General features: G+C 32.6%; 17 protein-coding genes. 16 read left to right on the top strand and 1 reads right to left on the bottom strand.

What is annotated here, in order from left to right:
- Positions 1-116 precede the first annotated feature (116 nt).
- The 4 genes from bsdtb5_RS15825 (at position 117) to amrS (ending at position 5,308) form a co-directional block, all read left to right on the top strand.
- Positions 117-953 (top strand): methyl-accepting chemotaxis protein, encoded by an 837-nt coding sequence (locus bsdtb5_RS15825; protein WP_271712940.1) that lies wholly within the window; start codon positions 117-119, stop codon positions 951-953.
- Between the two features lie 414 nt (positions 954-1,367).
- The gene (gene rsmH / locus bsdtb5_RS15820; RefSeq protein WP_271712939.1) at positions 1,368-2,507 is read left to right on the top strand and encodes a 16S rRNA (cytosine(1402)-N(4))-methyltransferase RsmH; all 1,140 of its coding nucleotides are present in this window, start codon (positions 1,368-1,370) and stop codon (positions 2,505-2,507) included.
- A gap of 259 nt (positions 2,508-2,766) precedes the next feature.
- Positions 2,767-4,152 (top strand): AmmeMemoRadiSam system protein A, encoded by a 1,386-nt coding sequence (gene amrA, locus bsdtb5_RS15815; protein WP_271712938.1) that lies wholly within the window; start codon positions 2,767-2,769, stop codon positions 4,150-4,152.
- Positions 4,153-4,480: 328 nt separating this feature from the next.
- Positions 4,481-5,308, top strand: coding sequence for an AmmeMemoRadiSam system radical SAM enzyme (amrS, locus tag bsdtb5_RS15810; protein WP_271712937.1), 828 nt, complete (start codon positions 4,481-4,483; stop codon positions 5,306-5,308).
- A gap of 107 nt (positions 5,309-5,415) precedes the next feature.
- On the opposite strand, the gene bsdtb5_RS15805 is transcribed toward amrS, so the two are convergent.
- Entirely contained in the window at positions 5,416-6,711 is a 1,296-nt protein-coding gene (locus bsdtb5_RS15805) for a LysM peptidoglycan-binding domain-containing protein (RefSeq protein WP_271712936.1), read from the bottom strand.
- A gap of 236 nt (positions 6,712-6,947) precedes the next feature.
- Here bsdtb5_RS15805 and bsdtb5_RS15800 point away from each other — a divergent pair, with 236 nt between their 5' ends.
- From bsdtb5_RS15800 to bsdtb5_RS15745, 12 genes are all read left to right on the top strand, one after another.
- Positions 6,948-7,235 carry a hypothetical protein gene (locus bsdtb5_RS15800; protein WP_271712935.1) on the top strand — a complete coding sequence of 96 codons (288 nt, stop codon included), beginning with the start codon at positions 6,948-6,950 and terminating at the stop codon, positions 7,233-7,235.
- 260 nt (positions 7,236-7,495) lie between these two features.
- A complete protein-coding gene (locus bsdtb5_RS15795; RefSeq protein WP_271712934.1) occupies positions 7,496-7,996 on the top strand; it encodes a GNAT family N-acetyltransferase in 501 nt (166 codons plus the stop codon).
- Positions 7,997-8,112: 116 nt separating this feature from the next.
- Positions 8,113-9,444 (top strand): hypothetical protein, encoded by a 1,332-nt coding sequence (locus bsdtb5_RS15790; RefSeq protein WP_271712933.1) that lies wholly within the window; start codon positions 8,113-8,115, stop codon positions 9,442-9,444.
- Between the two features lie 280 nt (positions 9,445-9,724).
- On the top strand, positions 9,725-10,042 hold the full coding sequence (locus bsdtb5_RS15785; RefSeq protein ID WP_271712932.1) for an ArsR/SmtB family transcription factor: 318 nt from the start codon (positions 9,725-9,727) through the stop codon (positions 10,040-10,042).
- A 172-nt stretch (positions 10,043-10,214) separates the two neighbouring features.
- On the top strand, positions 10,215-11,282 hold the full coding sequence (locus bsdtb5_RS15780) for an NADH:flavin oxidoreductase (protein ID WP_408628605.1): 1,068 nt from the start codon (positions 10,215-10,217) through the stop codon (positions 11,280-11,282).
- A gap of 212 nt (positions 11,283-11,494) precedes the next feature.
- Positions 11,495-12,217 (top strand): LytR/AlgR family response regulator transcription factor, encoded by a 723-nt coding sequence (locus tag bsdtb5_RS15775; RefSeq protein ID WP_271712930.1) that lies wholly within the window; start codon positions 11,495-11,497, stop codon positions 12,215-12,217.
- On the top strand, positions 12,211-13,368 hold the full coding sequence (locus bsdtb5_RS15770; RefSeq protein WP_271712929.1) for a sensor histidine kinase: 1,158 nt from the start codon (positions 12,211-12,213) through the stop codon (positions 13,366-13,368). Before bsdtb5_RS15775 ends, bsdtb5_RS15770 begins: the two co-directional genes overlap by 7 nt.
- 107 nt (positions 13,369-13,475) lie before the next feature.
- Positions 13,476-15,419, top strand: a complete 1,944-nt coding sequence (locus tag bsdtb5_RS15765; RefSeq protein WP_271712928.1) for an ABC transporter ATP-binding protein — start codon at positions 13,476-13,478, stop codon at positions 15,417-15,419.
- Entirely contained in the window at positions 15,403-17,271 is a 1,869-nt protein-coding gene (locus bsdtb5_RS15760) for an ABC transporter ATP-binding protein (RefSeq protein WP_271712927.1), read from the top strand. The genes bsdtb5_RS15765 and bsdtb5_RS15760 overlap by 17 nt, the downstream gene beginning before the upstream one ends.
- A 231-nt stretch (positions 17,272-17,502) precedes the next feature.
- On the top strand, positions 17,503-17,724 hold the full coding sequence (locus bsdtb5_RS15755) for a DUF3791 domain-containing protein (RefSeq protein WP_271712926.1): 222 nt from the start codon (positions 17,503-17,505) through the stop codon (positions 17,722-17,724).
- Positions 17,718-18,197: a DUF3990 domain-containing protein gene (locus bsdtb5_RS15750; RefSeq protein ID WP_271712925.1), complete on the top strand. Its 480-nt coding sequence runs from the start codon at positions 17,718-17,720 to the stop codon at positions 18,195-18,197. Before bsdtb5_RS15755 ends, bsdtb5_RS15750 begins: the two co-directional genes overlap by 7 nt.
- A complete protein-coding gene (locus bsdtb5_RS15745; RefSeq protein WP_271712924.1) occupies positions 18,198-18,425 on the top strand; it encodes a DUF3791 domain-containing protein in 228 nt (75 codons plus the stop codon). It abuts the gene before it with no gap.
- Positions 18,426-18,604: the final 179 nt, after the last annotated feature.

Below are 18,604 nucleotides of genomic sequence, written 5' to 3'. Positions count from 1 at the left end.
GAAAAAATTAAGTTAGATAACATAAAATGTAGAAGATGGTATTGTAACATTCGATTTTATATTATACACTAAAACTGTATTAATAATATTAATTTACGAAAAGAGGATGAAATAAGTTGGGGACAGATTTTATCGAAGAAGATATCCTACTAGCATTTAGAAAAGTCTTACCTTATCTTCCATATTTTTTCGAAGATGACGTATCAATTGCGCTTACGGATAAAAGTAAGTTTTTGGTCAATCAGAGCAGTGATAGTCTTAAACTACAAACAGAACCAGGTGATGTAATTCCAAATGGTGGTGCAGCAGAAAAAGCAATAAAAACAAACATGGTTAGTGTAAATGAAGTGCCAAAAGAAATCTATGGTGCTCCATTTCGATCCTATGCAGTGCCTTTAAAAAATGATAATGGAGAGACAGTTGGAACTGTTTTGTTAGCAAAAAATCTACAAAGAAGTAAAAATCTATTAAATGTATCAAAGAACCTTACAGTAGCTTATAGTGAGATATTAAAAGCAATTAATGAATTATCTGTTGACGTTCAGAATGTAGCACATATGAATAATGATATTGCAGATATATCCCAAAGTACTTCAGAATATGCGGATGGTACAAAAGATATATTAAAGTTTGTTGAAAGTATTGCTTCAAAATCAAATCTTTTGGGATTGAATGCATCTATTGAGGCAGCAAGAGCAGGCGAAGCAGGAAATGGATTTCAAGTAGTGGCAAAAGAAATAAGAAATATGTCCATCAATACCTCAGAATCCATTAAAAAAATTAATGAAGTATTAACCACAATTGGAGATTCTATTAATCGAATCTCACAGGGAATCAAAGATTCCAATGCTGTTTTTAATGATCAGATTGCAAGCTTAGAAGAAATAACAGCATCTATAACAGAACTAAATAATACAGTGAAAATATTAGAAGAAATGTCTGAAAAAATATAAGATTAGATACATACAGTTCATATCTGAGAGTCAGTTTGAGTGTGTCTTTGAAATGTACAATATATAATATCCTTGTAAATCGTTACTTTTGATGGTATAGTTGCATCATTAGAATGAGCCTTGAACTTCGCTGTTAATAAGTTTATTGAATACTCGATAAATTCAGAGGTTAAGTGTTCTAAATTACCATGATTCAAACTTTTTATATCTAAACCAAAGTAATAAAACATAAGTAACTTCACAAACTCGTCAAAGTCACGACGATGGAAAAGTTTGAATCATGGTAATTAATATACTGTTTCGTCTGAATTTATCAAGTATAATATAGGTTTTAAAATGCGAAGTTTGAAAATGAAATATTCAAAAAATGTGACGGAATCATCACATTATTATATAAGCAAAGCGAGGATATCTATGGATAATCAAGAACAACAAGAGCAAAATAAAGAACAACATAAACGTCGTGTTAGATATAAAGGAACGCATCCAAGAAATTTTAAGGAAAAATATAAAGAACATCAACCAGATAAGTATGCAGATACCATTCAAAAAGTAATTAATAAAGGGAGTACTCCTGCAGGTATGCATATCTCCATCTGCGTAGATGAGATTTTAGATTTTCTTCAAATAAAACCAGGTCAAAAAGGTCTTGATGCAACCTTAGGATATGGTGGGCACACCTCGCATATGCTAAAGTGTTTAGGGATAGAAAGTCATAAGAATGACAAGAATGATAAGAATGATCAAGGCCATCTAAATGGCGAAGGCCATATAAATAGCCTTGGGCATTTATACGCCCTTGATATCGATCCAATTGAGATCGTGAAAACCAAGAAGCGTTTAGAAGACATGGGCTTTGGACCAGATATACTAACAATCATTAGGCAGAATTTTGGGAATGTGGCGCAAGTATCAGAAGAGGTTGGAAGATTTGATTTTATGTTAGCTGACCTTGGGGTATCCTCCATGCAGATTGACAATCCAGAACGTGGATTCTCTTATAAGACTGAAGGACCATTAGACTTACGATTGAATCCAGAAAGTGGAGTATCAGCAGCAGAACGCCTAAAAGATATTACTCAAGTAGAATTAGAAGGTATGCTAATCGAAAATTCTGATGAGCCATATGCGACTGAGATCTCAAAAGCAATGATTCAATCTATGAGAAAAGGAAAGCCTATTTTAACAACGTCTGATCTGAGAGAGATTATTGAGAATACACTTCAATTCCTACCTGCAGATATTCGTAAAGATACGATAAAGAAATCCTGTCAAAGAACCTTTCAAGCATTACGAATCGATGTGAATAGTGAATTTGAAGTGTTAGAGTCTTTCCTTGAAGCACTTCCAGATGTACTTGCACCAGGTGGACGTATTGCAATCCTTACCTTCCATTCGGGAGAAGATCGATTGGTTAAGAGGACATTTAAGCGTTTTTACAATGAAGGAATATTCAGTGAGATCTCAAAGGATGTCATAAGGCCATCTGCAGAAGAGTGTAATCGAAATGGACGTGCACGCAGTACGAAAATGAGATGGGCGATAAGATCTTAGGATATATATAATTCAATAAATATATTTATATGGTAGACAGCTAATAGCCCCAAGTGGTGAGATTAGTTGTCTATTTTAATTATATAGGCTTTAATTGCAATAAAAAATTGAATGAATTATTAATTAATTGAGAGACTAAGTAAAAAAGAATACGATACAAAGTTCAATGTTTGACGAACAAAGTGAGATATTTAAATAGAATTCAATAAACTTTTCTTTGGGAAGTTAATATTATATAAATTATAAAAGGAGAAAGCATATGCCAATCATAGGAGCTTTTATGGTACCACACCCACCTCTAATTATAGGGAAAATTGGAAAAGGAAAAGAACAAACGATTATAAAGACTATTATGGCTTATAAAGAAGTTTCACGAAGGATAGCAGCCTTAAAGCCAGATACAATCATACTTACAACACCCCATTCTATTATGTATGCAGACTATTTTCATATATCACCTGGATTTTCTGCAAAAGGAGATTTTAGACAGTTTGGTGCTCAGAATGTAAAATTTGATGTGAAGTATGATGGAGAATTTACTAGTGAATTAGCACATTTAGCATATGAAAATGATTTTCCTGCAGGTACATTAGGAGAAGAGAATAAAGCTCTCGATCATGGGACAATGGTTCCATTATATTTTATAAATCAGGATTATACAGAATATAAATTAGTTCGCATTGGTTTATCAGGTGAGTCATATATCGCTCATTATACATTAGGAGAGTATATTAAAAAGGTAAGCGATGATTTGAACCGAAAAGTTGTATTGATCGCCAGTGGAGATCTTTCTCATAAACTAACCGAGGAAGGACCTTATGGCTATCAGAAGGAAGGACCAGAATACGATCAAAAAGTGATGGAGATTATGAGTTCGGGCGATTTTATGGAATTGTTCCATCTAGAAGAGAGCTTTTGCGATAAAGCAGCAGAATGTGGGCATCGCTCCTTTTTAATAATGGCAGGTGCATTAGATCAAACAGCAGTAAAAGCAGAGAAACTTTCTTATGAGGGACCATTTGGTGTTGGATATGGAATATGCTCTTTTGAAGTGAATGGTATTGATAATAGTAGGAACTTTGGTGAACGATATAAGGAGGAACATAAACAAGAATATGAAACTAGAAGAGAGGCAGAAGATGAGTATGTTCGCTTAGCTAGGCAATCCTTAGAGTATTATTTAAACAATGGTAAAACCATGAATGTACCAAATAATATACCAAACGATATGACCTTAAAGCGTGCAGGAACCTTTGTTTCTATTAAGAAGAATGGTAAACTTCGAGGCTGTATTGGTACTACTGCACCTACAACTGCTTCTGTTGCAGAGGAGATTATTCAGAATGCAATTAGTGCAGGAACAAAGGACCCAAGATTCTCCTCAATAATAATAGATGAACTGGATAGTTTAGTGTATAGCGTTGATGTACTAGGACCAACAGAATCAATTACCTCGAAAGAGGAACTAGATGTGAAACGATATGGTGTTATCGTATCAAAAGGAAGAAGAAGAGGTTTATTACTCCCTAACCTAGAGGGTGTAGATACTGTAGACGAACAGATAGCAATATCAAAGCAAAAAGCTTGTATTGATGAAGATGAGGAAGTCACATTAGAGAGATTTGAAGTCATTCGGCATGTATAGGTAAGGGCATTAGTGAGTTCTTTATGGGAAGTTATTGAGAATATCACTGTATAAATTGGCATGCCTAGATTTAGGTTAAAGGAGTATAAGAGATTCTAAATGAAAAATGAATCAATCATAACATAATTAGAAGGAGCGAACTCGCTGAGGAACGCTCAAACAGCACTCCTTCTAATTATTGAATAATTCATTTTTCATTAAGAATCTCTAATACTCTTTAAAACAAAATCTAAGCATGCCAATTTATACAGTGATATTCGGATATTTTTTTTATAAGGGACTTTATCAGTATAAATACCCTTATAAAAGGGAGGAAGGGAGGATAGTTATGAATGCAGAATGTAAGGTGTGCATGCATCGATGTAATTTAGAAGAAGGGCAATATGGGAGATGTCGTGCAAGAAGGAATGTAGGTGGGGAGGTTGTTGCTTCCAATTATGGGAAGATTACTTCTCTAGCGCTTGATCCGATTGAGAAGAAACCACTTTATCGGTTTTATCCAGGTAGTAAGATCCTATCCGTTGGTAGTTATGGGTGCAATTTAACCTGTTCTTTTTGCCAGAATTATAGCATCTCCATGGTAAGAGAAGAGGAAACGGATACGATAACCTTAACTCCAGAAGAATTGGCTGATAAAGCTTCCAAGTTAAGAGAACATGGTAATATTGGTGTTGCATTTACCTATAATGAACCTTTGATTGGGTATGAATATGTGATAGATACTGCTACCATATTAAGAGAGCGTGATATGAAGACAGTTGTTGTTACCAATGGGTCCGTTACGAAAGAGGTTGCAAAGGAATTACTACCATATGTGGATGCCTTAAATATTGACCTAAAAGGTTTTACGAAAGAGTATTATAAGCAAATTGGTGGAGACTTAGAGACAGTAAAGAATTTTATTGCTCTTGCTGCAAAAGAGTGTCATGTAGAACTTACTACTTTAGTCATTCCAGATGAAAATGATTCGGTAGAAGAGATGCGGCAGTTGTCACAGTGGGTTGCTTCAGTAGACGAACAGATTCCTTTACATGTTACGAGGTTCTTTCCAAGATGGAAAATGACAGATCGTAATGCTACAGAAGTTAATAAAATCTATGAACTTGGGGAGGTAGCAAGAGAATCCTTAAAATACGTGTATGAAGGTAATTGCTAAAAAATCCTATTATTTACTTTAATAAATAATAGGATCTACAACTAGAGTATTAAGTGATTTTAATTTTGAGTGATAACGCTTATTAATAATTTATTTTTATTATAAAACTAAATTATTGGCATTTTAACTATATAGAAACGAGCGTTAATAATTGACCATAATTGTTGATTATAAATCATCAAATTCCATATACCAGAGCCAGCCAAATCATATTCCGCAATAACATCATCTAATGCCTTAATGCTTCTCGCATCAATAAACCAAACCACATGATTCTCAGGGAATCCAACATTTGAAGTTATGTAATTAAAATATGGAGTTTGTGATTCATCATCAAATTGAATTGCTACTTGTTGATTGTAAGCTAATGTTATTGCTGAATCAAGTGACAGAGAATTAGCGTAGGATAAGCCAGGAGTAAATGGAAGAAGCCAATCATACCCAAGGAGAGGCTCCCCTATCGATATCATATTAGGAGGTATAATAGAAGTAACATATTGAATGAAATTTCTTATTAATGAAATATCGCTTACAGGAGCTGGAGGTTGTCGGTTTATAACCCAAAGATTTTGAAAAAAAACTATCCTATCCACTATTTTACTAATACTTTGATAGTCAAGTTTTTCATATACTACCTGATCATTACTTTTTTGAAGATTGGGTTCAATTGTTAATATAAATAGATATCCTTCCTTTTTAAGGGCCTTTGATAATTTAGTTAAAACATTTAGATATAAATTTTGATTCGACTCCGTGATATGGCTGATTATTGCATTTATTCCAGAATAATTCTTGGATTTAACAATTTGAAGCATATCATTGACAAGCTTATCTTGTTTATTTTCATTTAATAGTAATTGATAAATATAATCTAAATCAAGTTCACCAGTTTGTGAAAATGCGGAAATCATTAAAAGTGGAATCGTATTGTAATCTTTTGCTATTTTAATGAGATCGGTATCATTACCGTAATTAGTTATCTTAGTATTTTCGGCGATTCGGTAATTAAAAATTGATAGGTATGTTAAATACGGTAAGGCACGTTTTAGTATATCAAGATTAATAAATGTATATGCAAACCCATTTACAACTATATTTTTATCAGAGTTATAATTGATTACCAATGATTCACCAGGATAAATATAGTTTCTATCATAAAGAAAAGGGTTATTTCTAGTTAACTCCATAATTGAGATTCCATTAGTGTTAGCAATGGATGCTAAAGTATCACCTGGCATAACAGTATAGCTCTTCTTGGGATAAAGGATAACGATAGTTTGACCAGAGACTAATGTATAAGGATTAGTCAACCCATTATCGCTAATCAATCTTTCTACTGATATACTATATTTTTTTGCAATTAGTTCTATACTGTCACCAGGTTGAACTACATATATTTCCATATAGACCTCATGATATTAATATTTATTAAACTATATGCTTTTTCTGAAAATTAATTACTCATGAACATAGATTATAATCAAGTTACATTTAGAACGTAAGATTAATGTGAGATTATACAGTTATTCTTGTGTAAAGATATTAAGTGTGAAACAGAAACTACCAGTATTCAATTTCGGAAATGGCGGACAATATTATTAACATCGTAAATTAAAATTGTATTAATATTGGAGGAGATATGGAAAAATTATTTGTAGAAATGAATCAAAAACTTATTCCCATTGATGACGCCATAGTTCAAAAATATAATTTAAAAGAAGGTACATTAACTCCATTAACGAATCAACGTATTGTTGATATTAGTAGAAATTTTATTCATGAAAAGGATCGAAAGGAGATTAATTCTCTTGATTATCATGATAGTGAAATTGATGAGATGGAAAATGGTTTAATGCTATCAACTTCCGAGATGATTGACATTGCAGAAGGTTCCGATTCCTATCCAGATGCAAATCAGGATGACTAGGAATGTTACTATGATGAATTTGTTATAAATAAGTAAATAAGTTTCGCACAAGCTGATTGGACATCATCTGTGCGGAACTTTTTAATGTTTCTTGGTATGAAATAAAAAATGGAAAAGAAATATTTATTATTGAACGATTTGTGATATAATCAGTAAAAAATATTAAGATTATGATTAAGAAGGACGATTAAAGTGAAATCTTGATAACCTAAATAAGTGTAATTTACATAATGTAAATGGTAAGGAGTGGTTGAAAGAATATGATAAGATTATTAGAAAATAGAGACATACAGACAATATGTCAAATCGTTAATGATAATTGGAAAAGCGTTTATAAAGGATATGTAAATGAAGAACTTTTGAACAATAAAGGGTGTTTAGAGAGAAAAAATAGATTAAACAAGGACTTTAAGTCTGGAAGATTAACGAACTACATATATGAGCAAAATGGACAGCCCATAGCTTTGTTATCGGTAGGTAAGACTACGGATGAAGATAAATCAGAAGCATATGAATTATGGCGCATATACATTCAACAATCCTATCAGGGGAAAGGAATTGGAAGTCAGTTAATTGAGAAAGCTGAATTGGAAGCATTAAGGAATGGTTATAAGGAAATGATTATATGGGCGTTTAAGGAAAATACACCTGCTATTAAATTTTATAAAAAACATGGATATCAACAAGAAATGGAACAATACCTAGGAAAACCATATGAGGCATATGGAGTAAGATTGGTTAAAAAATTGAGAATGGTATAATTCTTATTTCATCAATAGATTCTTTAGAATAAACCTAAGAAATAATAAAATCAGTAACGAAAGTCGAATAATGTCATATTATGTATTGTAAGAGTATATTTTAAGGAGGAACTTATATGGCATTATTTCTTAATAACCAGGATTCACTAGCGCAGAAGTTGGAAGATTCTCTTAATCGACCATTTATATATATGAGACAAAGAGATATCGAATTAGGTAATTATTCAGTAGTATTGATTAACTTTAATAATATTGATGAATGTAATGATCAGATTGGCCTTAACAAGCTAATTAATGCAGCATTAGCTTTAGGAAAGCCATTAATCTTATTAAACGTAAAAGACGGAAGTATATTATCAAAGATATTAGGAATTGGATTTCGCGGAAGATGTATCATTGTAAGACCTTACAGTACGTACAATGTATTTAATGCATTGGGATTGACAGGTGAAGTGATGCAAGAAACGGGGCAAGCAGTTGTTACACAAAATGAGGATGGAAGCCGTTGCTTTAGTGTAGATGAAACTCCATGTAATGAATGTCCACCTATGGAATGCCAGGCATTTTTTGAAAATTTATGTGTAGCAGAGCAAGTAAGGATGATTGAAGGAATCTTAGATTCTGAATTCAAGGTACCAGAGGAATTGTGTCCAATGCCTGGAAGTTCACCAGCAGATTTACCTGAGAGTCAATTTAAGCTTAATTACTTAGCAATTGAAGGAAAGTGGAATCTATCAGATCAACAGGTTACTAATAATTCAGTCGTTATGGAAATCTCACTGATTGCTTCTTTCAATCCAAAATATAAATACTTAAGAATAAGAAGTGTTGGTGCTGGCTTCAATCCTGCTAATGGTGCTGATATGCAATATAATAGCACCTACGACAGAGGCTATTTCCAATCTCATGTAAATATTCATATGCAACCTAATTCAAGTAAATTAAGAACTTTATCAACAGAACCTAAAAATGTAAATAAACAAGCACAGTATACAACAAGTAGTGAATTCAGTGTAGGAGTTGATTTATCGAAAAATCCAACGTTTAGCTCATCTTATACTATATCAGAGACAATGACCACTACGGTATCAGATTTTAATATTTATAATAATGGTGCTGGAGTAACAGCGGATTGGGACTTTGATTTGTCATTAACGGAGAATAGTATCTGGGATATTTTTGACGAGGAGTTTTTGAAAAAAGCAAAGGTAAAAGAACTTCCTGCATTAGCAACAAGGAACTTGCAAGCAGTTACAGAGGCAGTATGGTATGCAGATAATACAGTAAATGATGTGATCGGAGTTCAACTTTACTGGGAAGTAGATCATTTTCATTGTTATGTTACAGGCGATTGGGCAAGTTATACAGAACATTATACTCATAAATGGAAGACTGTAGGCTATCAAAGCACACCTGTAAATATTGATTTTGGATCAGTTAATGCATAATAATAGATAATATAAATAAGGATTACTTTGTACTAGTACTGCAATGTAATCCTTTAACTTAAGGTTTGGTATTCGTGGATAAACAATTCATAGATTATATTAAACGAAAACCTAATGAAGTAGATAAGATGAAATATTGTCATGAATAATATTAGAGAATAGTTAATGGACTCTAATATAGAATATACTAAAAAGGCTAAATATATTGCATTTCACAAAAAATATATGATAATATTAATAAGTTATAGAAAGTTTAGATATTGGAAGGAAAGAATAAAAAATGGATGTTGTAAAGATTTTTAAAGCTCTAGGAAATGAGACGAGATTAAATATATTATTATGGTTAAAAGATCCAAAAGCGAACTTTGAGCCACAGATACATCTATCAGTGATGGACGATTTTAAAGGAGGTGTATGTGTAGGTGCTATCAGAAAGACAGCTGGATTAAGTCAATCAACGATATCAGGATTTTTGTCAATATTAGAAGAGGCTGAGCTTGTAGAATCAAGAAACATTGGTCAATATACCTATTTTAGAAGAAATGAGAAAACGATCAATGAAATATCAAAATGGATTAATATTGAATTAGAGAAATAGAGAAAGAGTAGTAAATAGATTAGCGACAATAGCTAAATTATTTATTGCTCTTTTATTTTGGACTTGCATTATAAATTAAGGTGTGATAATCTGTATTTACCGATTTAATTAATCGGCAAATACAGATTAATTTAAAAGGTAGTAAATTCATTTAATCAATAGAAATAGGAGTGTGAATCTTTTGAAGAAGTTATTTTCAGAATATGAATTAAAAAACATAAAATTAAAGAATCGTATTTGTGTACCTCCAATGGTAGTTGGATTAACAGAGGATGGATATGTAACATTAGAAAATGTAGAATATTATAGAAGGTTAGCAAAAGGGGGAGCAGGACTAATTATTCAAGAAGCTACCTGCGTTAATAAGGATGGTAAATTATCAGAAAGACAGCTTGGAATATGGGAAGATGGTCAGATTGAAGGACTAAAAGAAATCGTAAAGGTAGTCCATGCACAAGATTGCAAAATATTTATTCAGATTCACCATGCAGGAGTTGTCGGAATCTCAGAATCTCCATTATGTCCAAGTGCATACATATATCAATGTTCAGATAAAACCGTTGTTGGTCAAGAAATGACAAAAGAGGATATAACATCAATTCAGAAGGATTTTATTGAAGCAGGAAGAAGAGCGTATGAAGCTGGTTATGACGGTATTGAATTACATGGCTGTCATAGTTATTTAATAAGTCAGTTTTATAATAAAAAAGTAAATACAAGAAATGATGAGTATGGTACGAACCCTGATAGATTTGTATTGGAAATTTTAGATGGAATTCGAAAAATAACACCAAAGGAATTTATAGTTGGAATTCGTTTGGGTGGATTTGAACCTACGTTAGAAGATGGTATAAAACATGCTAAGGTATTAGAACAAAATGGTATAGACTTTCTTGATATTTCTTATGGATTTTCGAATGAACAAGAAATGCAGGTAAGTGACGATTATCAGTTTTCTTCAGCTATGTATGCAGCAGAAAAAATTAAAAATGAAGTTACTGTTCCAGTCTTTGGAGTTCATAAAATAAATTCCCTTGAGATCGCAGAGGAAATATTAGAAAAAACCAAGATAGATATTGTTGATATTGGTAGAAACTTTTTAATAAATCCCAATTGGTTAAATGATGCCAAAGAAGGAAAATATGCTGGTAAGTGTTTAGCGTGTCCCCAATGTGTAGTACTTAGTAAAGATAAACCTATTTGTCCAGGAAAAGTTCTGCTTGAAAGAACTGCAAAATAAGAATGACGTGGTTGTAAGAATTTTTGTGACTGTATTATATGTCATGCTTTAAATAATTTGAAACTGAAACGCCTTCAAGTGCTTGTATAAATTTATAATTGGTGGTATAGTGGCATCATATTAAAAGTATTTTTAAAACATAGAGCTGATATCATAAGGATAATTCCTTATATATTAGCTTCTTTTTTGAAAATAGTTAAGTAGGTGAGAGAATGAAGATAGCTGTTTGTGATGATGAAGAAGTTCAAAGAGAATTAATAGTAAAAAGTATTCGTACCTATTTTGCAGATAGAAAAATCCCTATATGTATACAAGAATATAGAAGTGCAGAACAGCTTATTTTTCAATATGATCTAAATAGCGACATCGATATAGCACTTCTAGACATTCAGATGGAGGGGATGGACGGAATTGCACTTGCAAAGTATTTAAGAAGTAAAAATGAAGCGTTGTCTATAATCTTTATAACAGCAATGACGGAGTACATATATGAAGGATTTAAAGTAAATGCCATAAACTATTTACTAAAACCCTATGAAGAAGAAAAATTGTATGATTGTATTAACAAAGCGGTTGAGGAGTGCATGAAACAAGAAGAAATCTTAATCATAAGAGTAGACAAGGAAATACTGAAAATTAGAAGAAATCAAATACTTCGTGTGGAGGGCGATGGTCATTACTTAAAAGTAGTAACAGGAGAACAGTGTTACAGAATTAAAAAGAGCATGAAGGAAATAGAGATGGAGTTATCGGATGAATATTTCTTAAGAATAAATCGTAGCGATATTCTGAATCTACGTGGCATAGAACGAATTACCACGAAGGAGATTACTTTGATTAACGGAGAAAAACTTCTTGTTCCAAAGGGCAAACATAAAGAGATAAGCGAGGCATTTATGAACTGTCATTTTAGAGGGGGAACTATATCATGTTAGTGACGAGTCTTTTCTTTCTAGTGGGAATTCTAATGTGTGCTTTTTTTATATTTCCATTCACGAATGACAGAAAAAGTAAGGTGGTTTTGTTGTTGCTTTTAACTGTGATCTTAGGCACATCCTATTGTTATGGAATCATGGTAATAGGATGGTTATGTATGCTTGCTTTAGTGGATTTGTTTATTTTATTTTATGCAAAGGGATACGATCATTTTGGTGGATATTGCCTTTCACAGTTAGGAATATTTATCCTTCTAATTATTCTTCTTCATGTTATCGGAGGAGATAGAGCGATAGAACTATTCCCAATTCTTTTCTTGCCAGATGTATATCTGATGATACTTTGGATGCAAAAAAGGAGAAAACTTATCCTATTTGCTTGCGTGTTCTTATTTACTTCTGTGTTCTTATATCTGGGATTTCAAGGATATGGAATTCTAATGGAATGTGTAACTCTTACTTTATTATACCTGTTAGAATCTATGTATCATGGATTATCACAAAATTTTAAAAAAGATACCACTGAATTTCAGAATCAGATTATGTTGCATCATTATGAGGAGGTTAAGTCGGTATATTTGAATATGAGGGGATGGCGTCATGATTATCATAATCATATTCAGACGTTAAAAGCTTACTTTTCTCTGAATCAGTATGACCGTATGGAAGAGTATTTGGGAGAACTTGAGAAGGATCTAAAAAGAGTAGATCAGCTTGTGAAAAGTGGTAATCTTATGGTAGATGCGATATTAAATTCAAAGCTTTCTCTTGCAGGAACTCGTGGAATACAAGTATCGTGCAAGGTAATTGTTCCGGAACATATTAGTATATCCGATATAGATATCTGTGTAATACTTGGTAATCTTTTAGATAATGCTATTGAAGCATGTGCTCCAATTGAAGAAGAGAAACGATTTATCCGTATCTACGGTGATATTGTACATAGTCAGTTTTATTTTTCTATCTTTAATTCAGCAGTAGAAGAGCCTAGGTTTAATCAGAAAAATTATATTAGTGAAAAAAGAGGAGAACATGGTCATGGCATGAAGCGTGTGAGACTTATCGTGGATAAATACGAAGGTTATCTAAACTTAAAAAATGAACCAGGAGTTTTTGCTAGTGAGATAATGATACCTTTAGAATCATGTTAGGGTTCAAATGCAAGCCTTTTTGTGAACGAAAAACACCTTTTCGGGAACAAAAAGGCTTTTTTCCTGTAAGAAAGCTATAATGACAAAAAGAAGGAGGGATATACAATATGTTAAATAGAGAAGATATTCGAAAACAGTATTCCATATGGAGTAATTTAAAAGGTGCACTTGCAGATATGAAAGTGATGGGATGTATCTATTACATTTATCTAGTTCTTGATATTGTGACACAGATAGTTATTCCATTTTTATTAATATTAATTCCAGCTGAAGTGATAAGACTTTTACAAAGTAGAATTAGTCTTTCTACACTTATATTAGATGTATTCATATGGATTGGTTTCATTCTTACATTGAATCTAATACGTACCTATACCCATCAAGAGTTTGAGAAGATGGGTGTCATGATTAGTGATATACAATACGTTAGGAGACTAGAGAAGAAAGTATTATCTTGTGACATCACACAGTTTGAGGACAGCAAAGAACGGGAGAGATTGTGGGAAGTGATAGGAAGTCTAGACCAGTGGGATGGTATGAATCACTACTCTGGTGTAAAAGGACTTTACCTCTACGGAAGTGCTCTGTTTATTAATGTGGGTGGTTTTCTTCTATATGCCTGCCTTGCAGGAAGACTTCATCCAATGTTATTTGTCGTATTATTAATCACGTCTATCATTAATTGCTATGCAAAGTCAAGGGCAATTCGTTATCAGTTTCAACATATGAAAACATTTTGGGATAATAGTGGTAAATTCTGGTACTTAAAAAGGGAGTCCATTAACACAGAAAAGGCAAAAGATATACGAATGTACCATTTATACAACTGGTTTGAGAAAGCATTAGGCCAGAATACAAAAGAGGCTACTAATATCTATAATGATGTACAGAAACATCATTTTTATGCAAATCTAGTAATGTGCTTTACCTCCCTAATTAGAGATGGGATTTCCTATGGTTTATTAATCTATCAATTAGTACAGGGAAATATGGATGTACCTGAATTTCTTGTATATATTGGAGTAGTTGCGGGATTTGGAACTTGGATTAATCAGATTGTGGAAAATTATACTTATCTTAGAAAAATTAGTGACGGTATCTCAGTATTTCGCGATTATATTGGGGATGAGGAAGAACATCAGAAAGTAAATCAGGAAGTAGAAGAAAAAATAATACCAGAATCATGTCATAGCATTATCTTTGAGGATATTAGTTTTCAATACGGAGAGAAGATGATATTTGACCATTTTTCTCTTACCTTACATGAAGGTGAGAAAGTTGCCCTAGTAGGCATGAATGGAGCGGGAAAGACTACACTTATGAAATTATTATGTGGTTTATATCCGCTCAGTGGAGGACGTATATTAATTGATGGTGTGGATATTGCTTCTATGGAAAAAGAAGAATATTACCGTTATATATCAATTCTATTTCAGGAGGTTCAAGTACTCCCATTTTCAATAGGTAAAAATGTATCATGTACATGGACAGAGTCTGAGCAGATGCAGATGGAAGAAGAAAAGCATAGTAATAGATATAGTCGTGCTTTTGCCAAAGTAGATTCTAATGATATTCATCGTAATCAGTATGCAGAAGAAAAGGTGGTAAATTGCTTAAAGAAGGCAAAGCTATGGGAGAAAGTAGAATCCTTGCCAAAGGGGGTGCATACCACATTAACTCAGATTCTTGATCCAGCAGGTATAAAGCTGTCTGGTGGAGAGACTCAACGATTGATGTTGGCTAGGGCATTATATAAAGATGCACCAATTTTGATCTTAGATGAGCCTACCGCTGCCTTAGACCCTATTGCAGAAAGCGAACTGTATGAAGAGTATTCAAGTTTGTGTACAAATAAAATATCTGTATTTATATCTCACCGATTAAGTTCGACCCGTTTTTGTGACCGAATTCTCTTCTTGGAAAAAGGACAGATTGTTGAAGAGGGAGATCATGAAAGCCTTATGAAGAAGAATGGTAAATATGCAGATATGTATCAGATACAGTCTCATTATTATCAAAAGGAGGTGGAGAAGAATGAAGCAGGTATTTAAAGAAGTTAAGGTAGCATTTGGACTATTAAAAATGATTCATTCACTAGATCAAAATATAATTCCCATCTATCTAATGGCAGCAGTAATGAAAGCATCAGAACCATTCGTAACTATCATTGGAAGCTCGTACATAATAGACTCCTTGTTGAATGAGCAATGGAGACAGGCAATGGTACAGACATCGGTTATGATTCTTACAGTGACAGTCGTAGGAGTATTAAGTAGTTATCTGCAAAAAATATTAGAAGGTAAAAGTATGACAATTAATCGTTTGTGTAATTCAAAGATATTGCTAAAAGCTATTTCATTGGATTATGCTACTTTTGAGGATAAAAAGAATCTAGAGGAATTTCAAGCAGCAGATTACAATGTCTCAAGGAATGGGGGATTTGGTATGTATATGCTGAGTTTCTTTAATTTTTTAACAGGGATAATTGGATTTTTCGTATCACTCGGAGTTATATTAGAACTTTGTGTTAAAGAGGTGAAAGCAGAAGGAATTCTTGGTATCGTCGTATCTACAACAGGATCATTTATTCTGGTAGGCTTTTTAATTATCATCTTAATCATTTTATATGCTAGATTATCTCTGAGTATGAAAGAGAAAAATGTGAAAATGTATTATGAATTAATGGATGTGAATCAAAAGACGGAATATCTATCTAGAAATCTACCTTTAGATATGAATATTGCAAAGGAAATTCGTCTCTATGGAATGAAGGATATGATATATTCAGAATGGAAAAAACTTAGTATAGAAATTTATGCTTTTTATCAAAAATATTGGAACTCAGAAAGAAGATTCCTTGTATTCACTTCCATGTTAAGTGATGTAGCACTTTTACTTGGATATCTTTTCGTAGTAGTTAAAACTTATGTTGGTGCAGTATCCATTGGCTTCTTTACAAAATATGTGGGAGCGATTAAAACGATGAATAGTTCTCTTAGGGCTACCATAGAATCATTAAATCAAATATTGTTGTACCAGTCTTACTTGTCTTTTTATACTACATTCCTAGAAAAAGAAAATAAGTTAGATACGGGTTCCCTACCAGTGGAAAAAAGAAAAGATAATGAATATGAATTTGAATTTCATAACGTAAGTTTTCGTTATCCAGGTAGTGAGGAAGAGACCTTAAAGAATGTATCTCTAAAATTGGACTTAAAGAAGCGCTTTGCTGTAGTAGGTCGTAATGGTGCTGGCAAGACTACGTTTGTTAAGCTACTTTGCAGAATGTATGATGTAACAGAAGGAAGTATTACTTTGAATGGAGTGGATATTCGTAAATATGATTACAAAGAATATCTGAATTTATTTGCAGCAGTTTTTCAAGATTTTTCTCTTTTTTCTATACCAGTGAAAGATAATATTGCCTGTAATGGGAACGCCGATGAAACAAAGGTCTGGAAATCATTGGAGTCAGCTGGAATAAAAGAAAGAATTGATAAAATGCCTAAGAAACTAGATAACCTTCTATATCACGAGATGGGTGATGGTGAGGATGTCTCTGGTGGTGAAGCGCAGAAGATAGCTATAGCTAGGGCTCTCTATAAAGATGCTCCGTTTGTAATCTTAGATGAGCCAACAGCAGCACTTGATCCTATTAGTGAATATGAAATCTATTCAAGGTTTGATGGGATGGTAAGAGATAAGACCAGTATCTACATATCCCATAGAATGAGTAGCTGTAGATTCTGCGATGATATCTTGGTATTTGACAAAGGAATGCTAATTCAAAGAGGCAATCATGATGACTTAATAAAAGAACATGGTAAGGTGTATGAAAGATTGTGGCATGCGCAAGCCAAGTATTATGCAGATCCTGTGATGGAAGAGGAATACACATTATAGACTCAATATTCTTTTACATGTAATTAAAGAGAAATAGTAAATCATAAACTTCTTTAGATCAATCAGCTTTAACTTTATGTAATAAATCAAAAGGGTATGAGGGTAATTGTGTGGTATAGTACAATTATAGTTTGAGTAAACAATATTTGGATGATTAGGTGATTGTATATAGTAAAACTATTGTTTATAATAGTGATAAGAGAACGGATTATAAAAAGCGAGGTGTAATGATTGAATCAAAATGAAATTGAATTTGCAGTATTTTGTATAGAAAATATTGCCCAAGCTTTGCAAAAAAATTCTAAAGAAATATTTGAATTATTAGTGAATGAAAGTGATATTCTTATTGATTATATAATCCCTTGCTATGAATCACTTCATACACAGAGTAAGCAGTATATTATGGATGATATTGTTGATGTTATGAAGTCGAAAGGAGTAATTGCATGTTGATTTATCATGGTTCTTTTTGTGTCATACAAAAGCCAAAGATTGAATACTCTAGGGATAAACTTAATTTTGGTAAAGGGTTTTATGTTACTCCACTCATGGAACAAGCTGAGGCTTGGGTAGCCAGATTTAAACGAACCGGTAGAAATGCAATAGTGAATTGTTATGAGTATGATGAGAATAAAGTATGCCAAAACTATAGAATAAAGAAGTTTAAAGAGTATGATGATGAATGGTTAGATTTTATTATTGCATGTAGAAACGGAGATTTGATATATCAAGAATATGATGTTGTTGAAGGTGGAATCGCTAACGATAAAGTATTTAATACAGTAGAACTGTTTATGGATGGACTTATTTCAAAGTATGAGGCTTTAGGGCGTCTTAAGTATCAGCAACCGAATTACCAAATATGCTTTATAAACCAAGAGGTAATTAATCAATATCTATTATTTAAAGGAAGTAGTGAAAAATAAATGGAAGCAAATAAAGTATTATTACAAAAAAAATATTCTAGAATTATAGGACAGTTAGCTAAGGAAGCAAATATCTCCGAATTGGAGGCTATGAAGCTATTCTATGAAAGTAATACATATCAGCTCATTTCAGAAGGTGTAAGTGATATGCATTGCTATAGCGATTTATATTTAGTAGATGAAATAATGCTGGAATATAGACTAAAGGAAGACATCGGTTATTACTAGAAAAAGCATAATAACTACAACTTAGGATTGAAATTAGTGATAAAAAATGTTATGCTACGAACGGTAAACATAAATAATATCTTTATTAAATTAGAATAATTTATAATAGAATTAATAAGGTAAGATAGAAAAAGGACTGTAAATATTATAAACAGCCCTTTTTTCTTGGTAAAGAAAGG

It is taken from the genome of Anaeromicropila herbilytica (genome assembly GCF_016591975.1).
Classification (GTDB): domain Bacteria; phylum Bacillota; class Clostridia; order Lachnospirales; family Lachnospiraceae; genus Anaeromicropila; species Anaeromicropila herbilytica.
The sequence above is the reverse complement of the archived record's forward strand: the minus strand, read 5'-3'. Positions and strand labels throughout refer to the sequence as shown.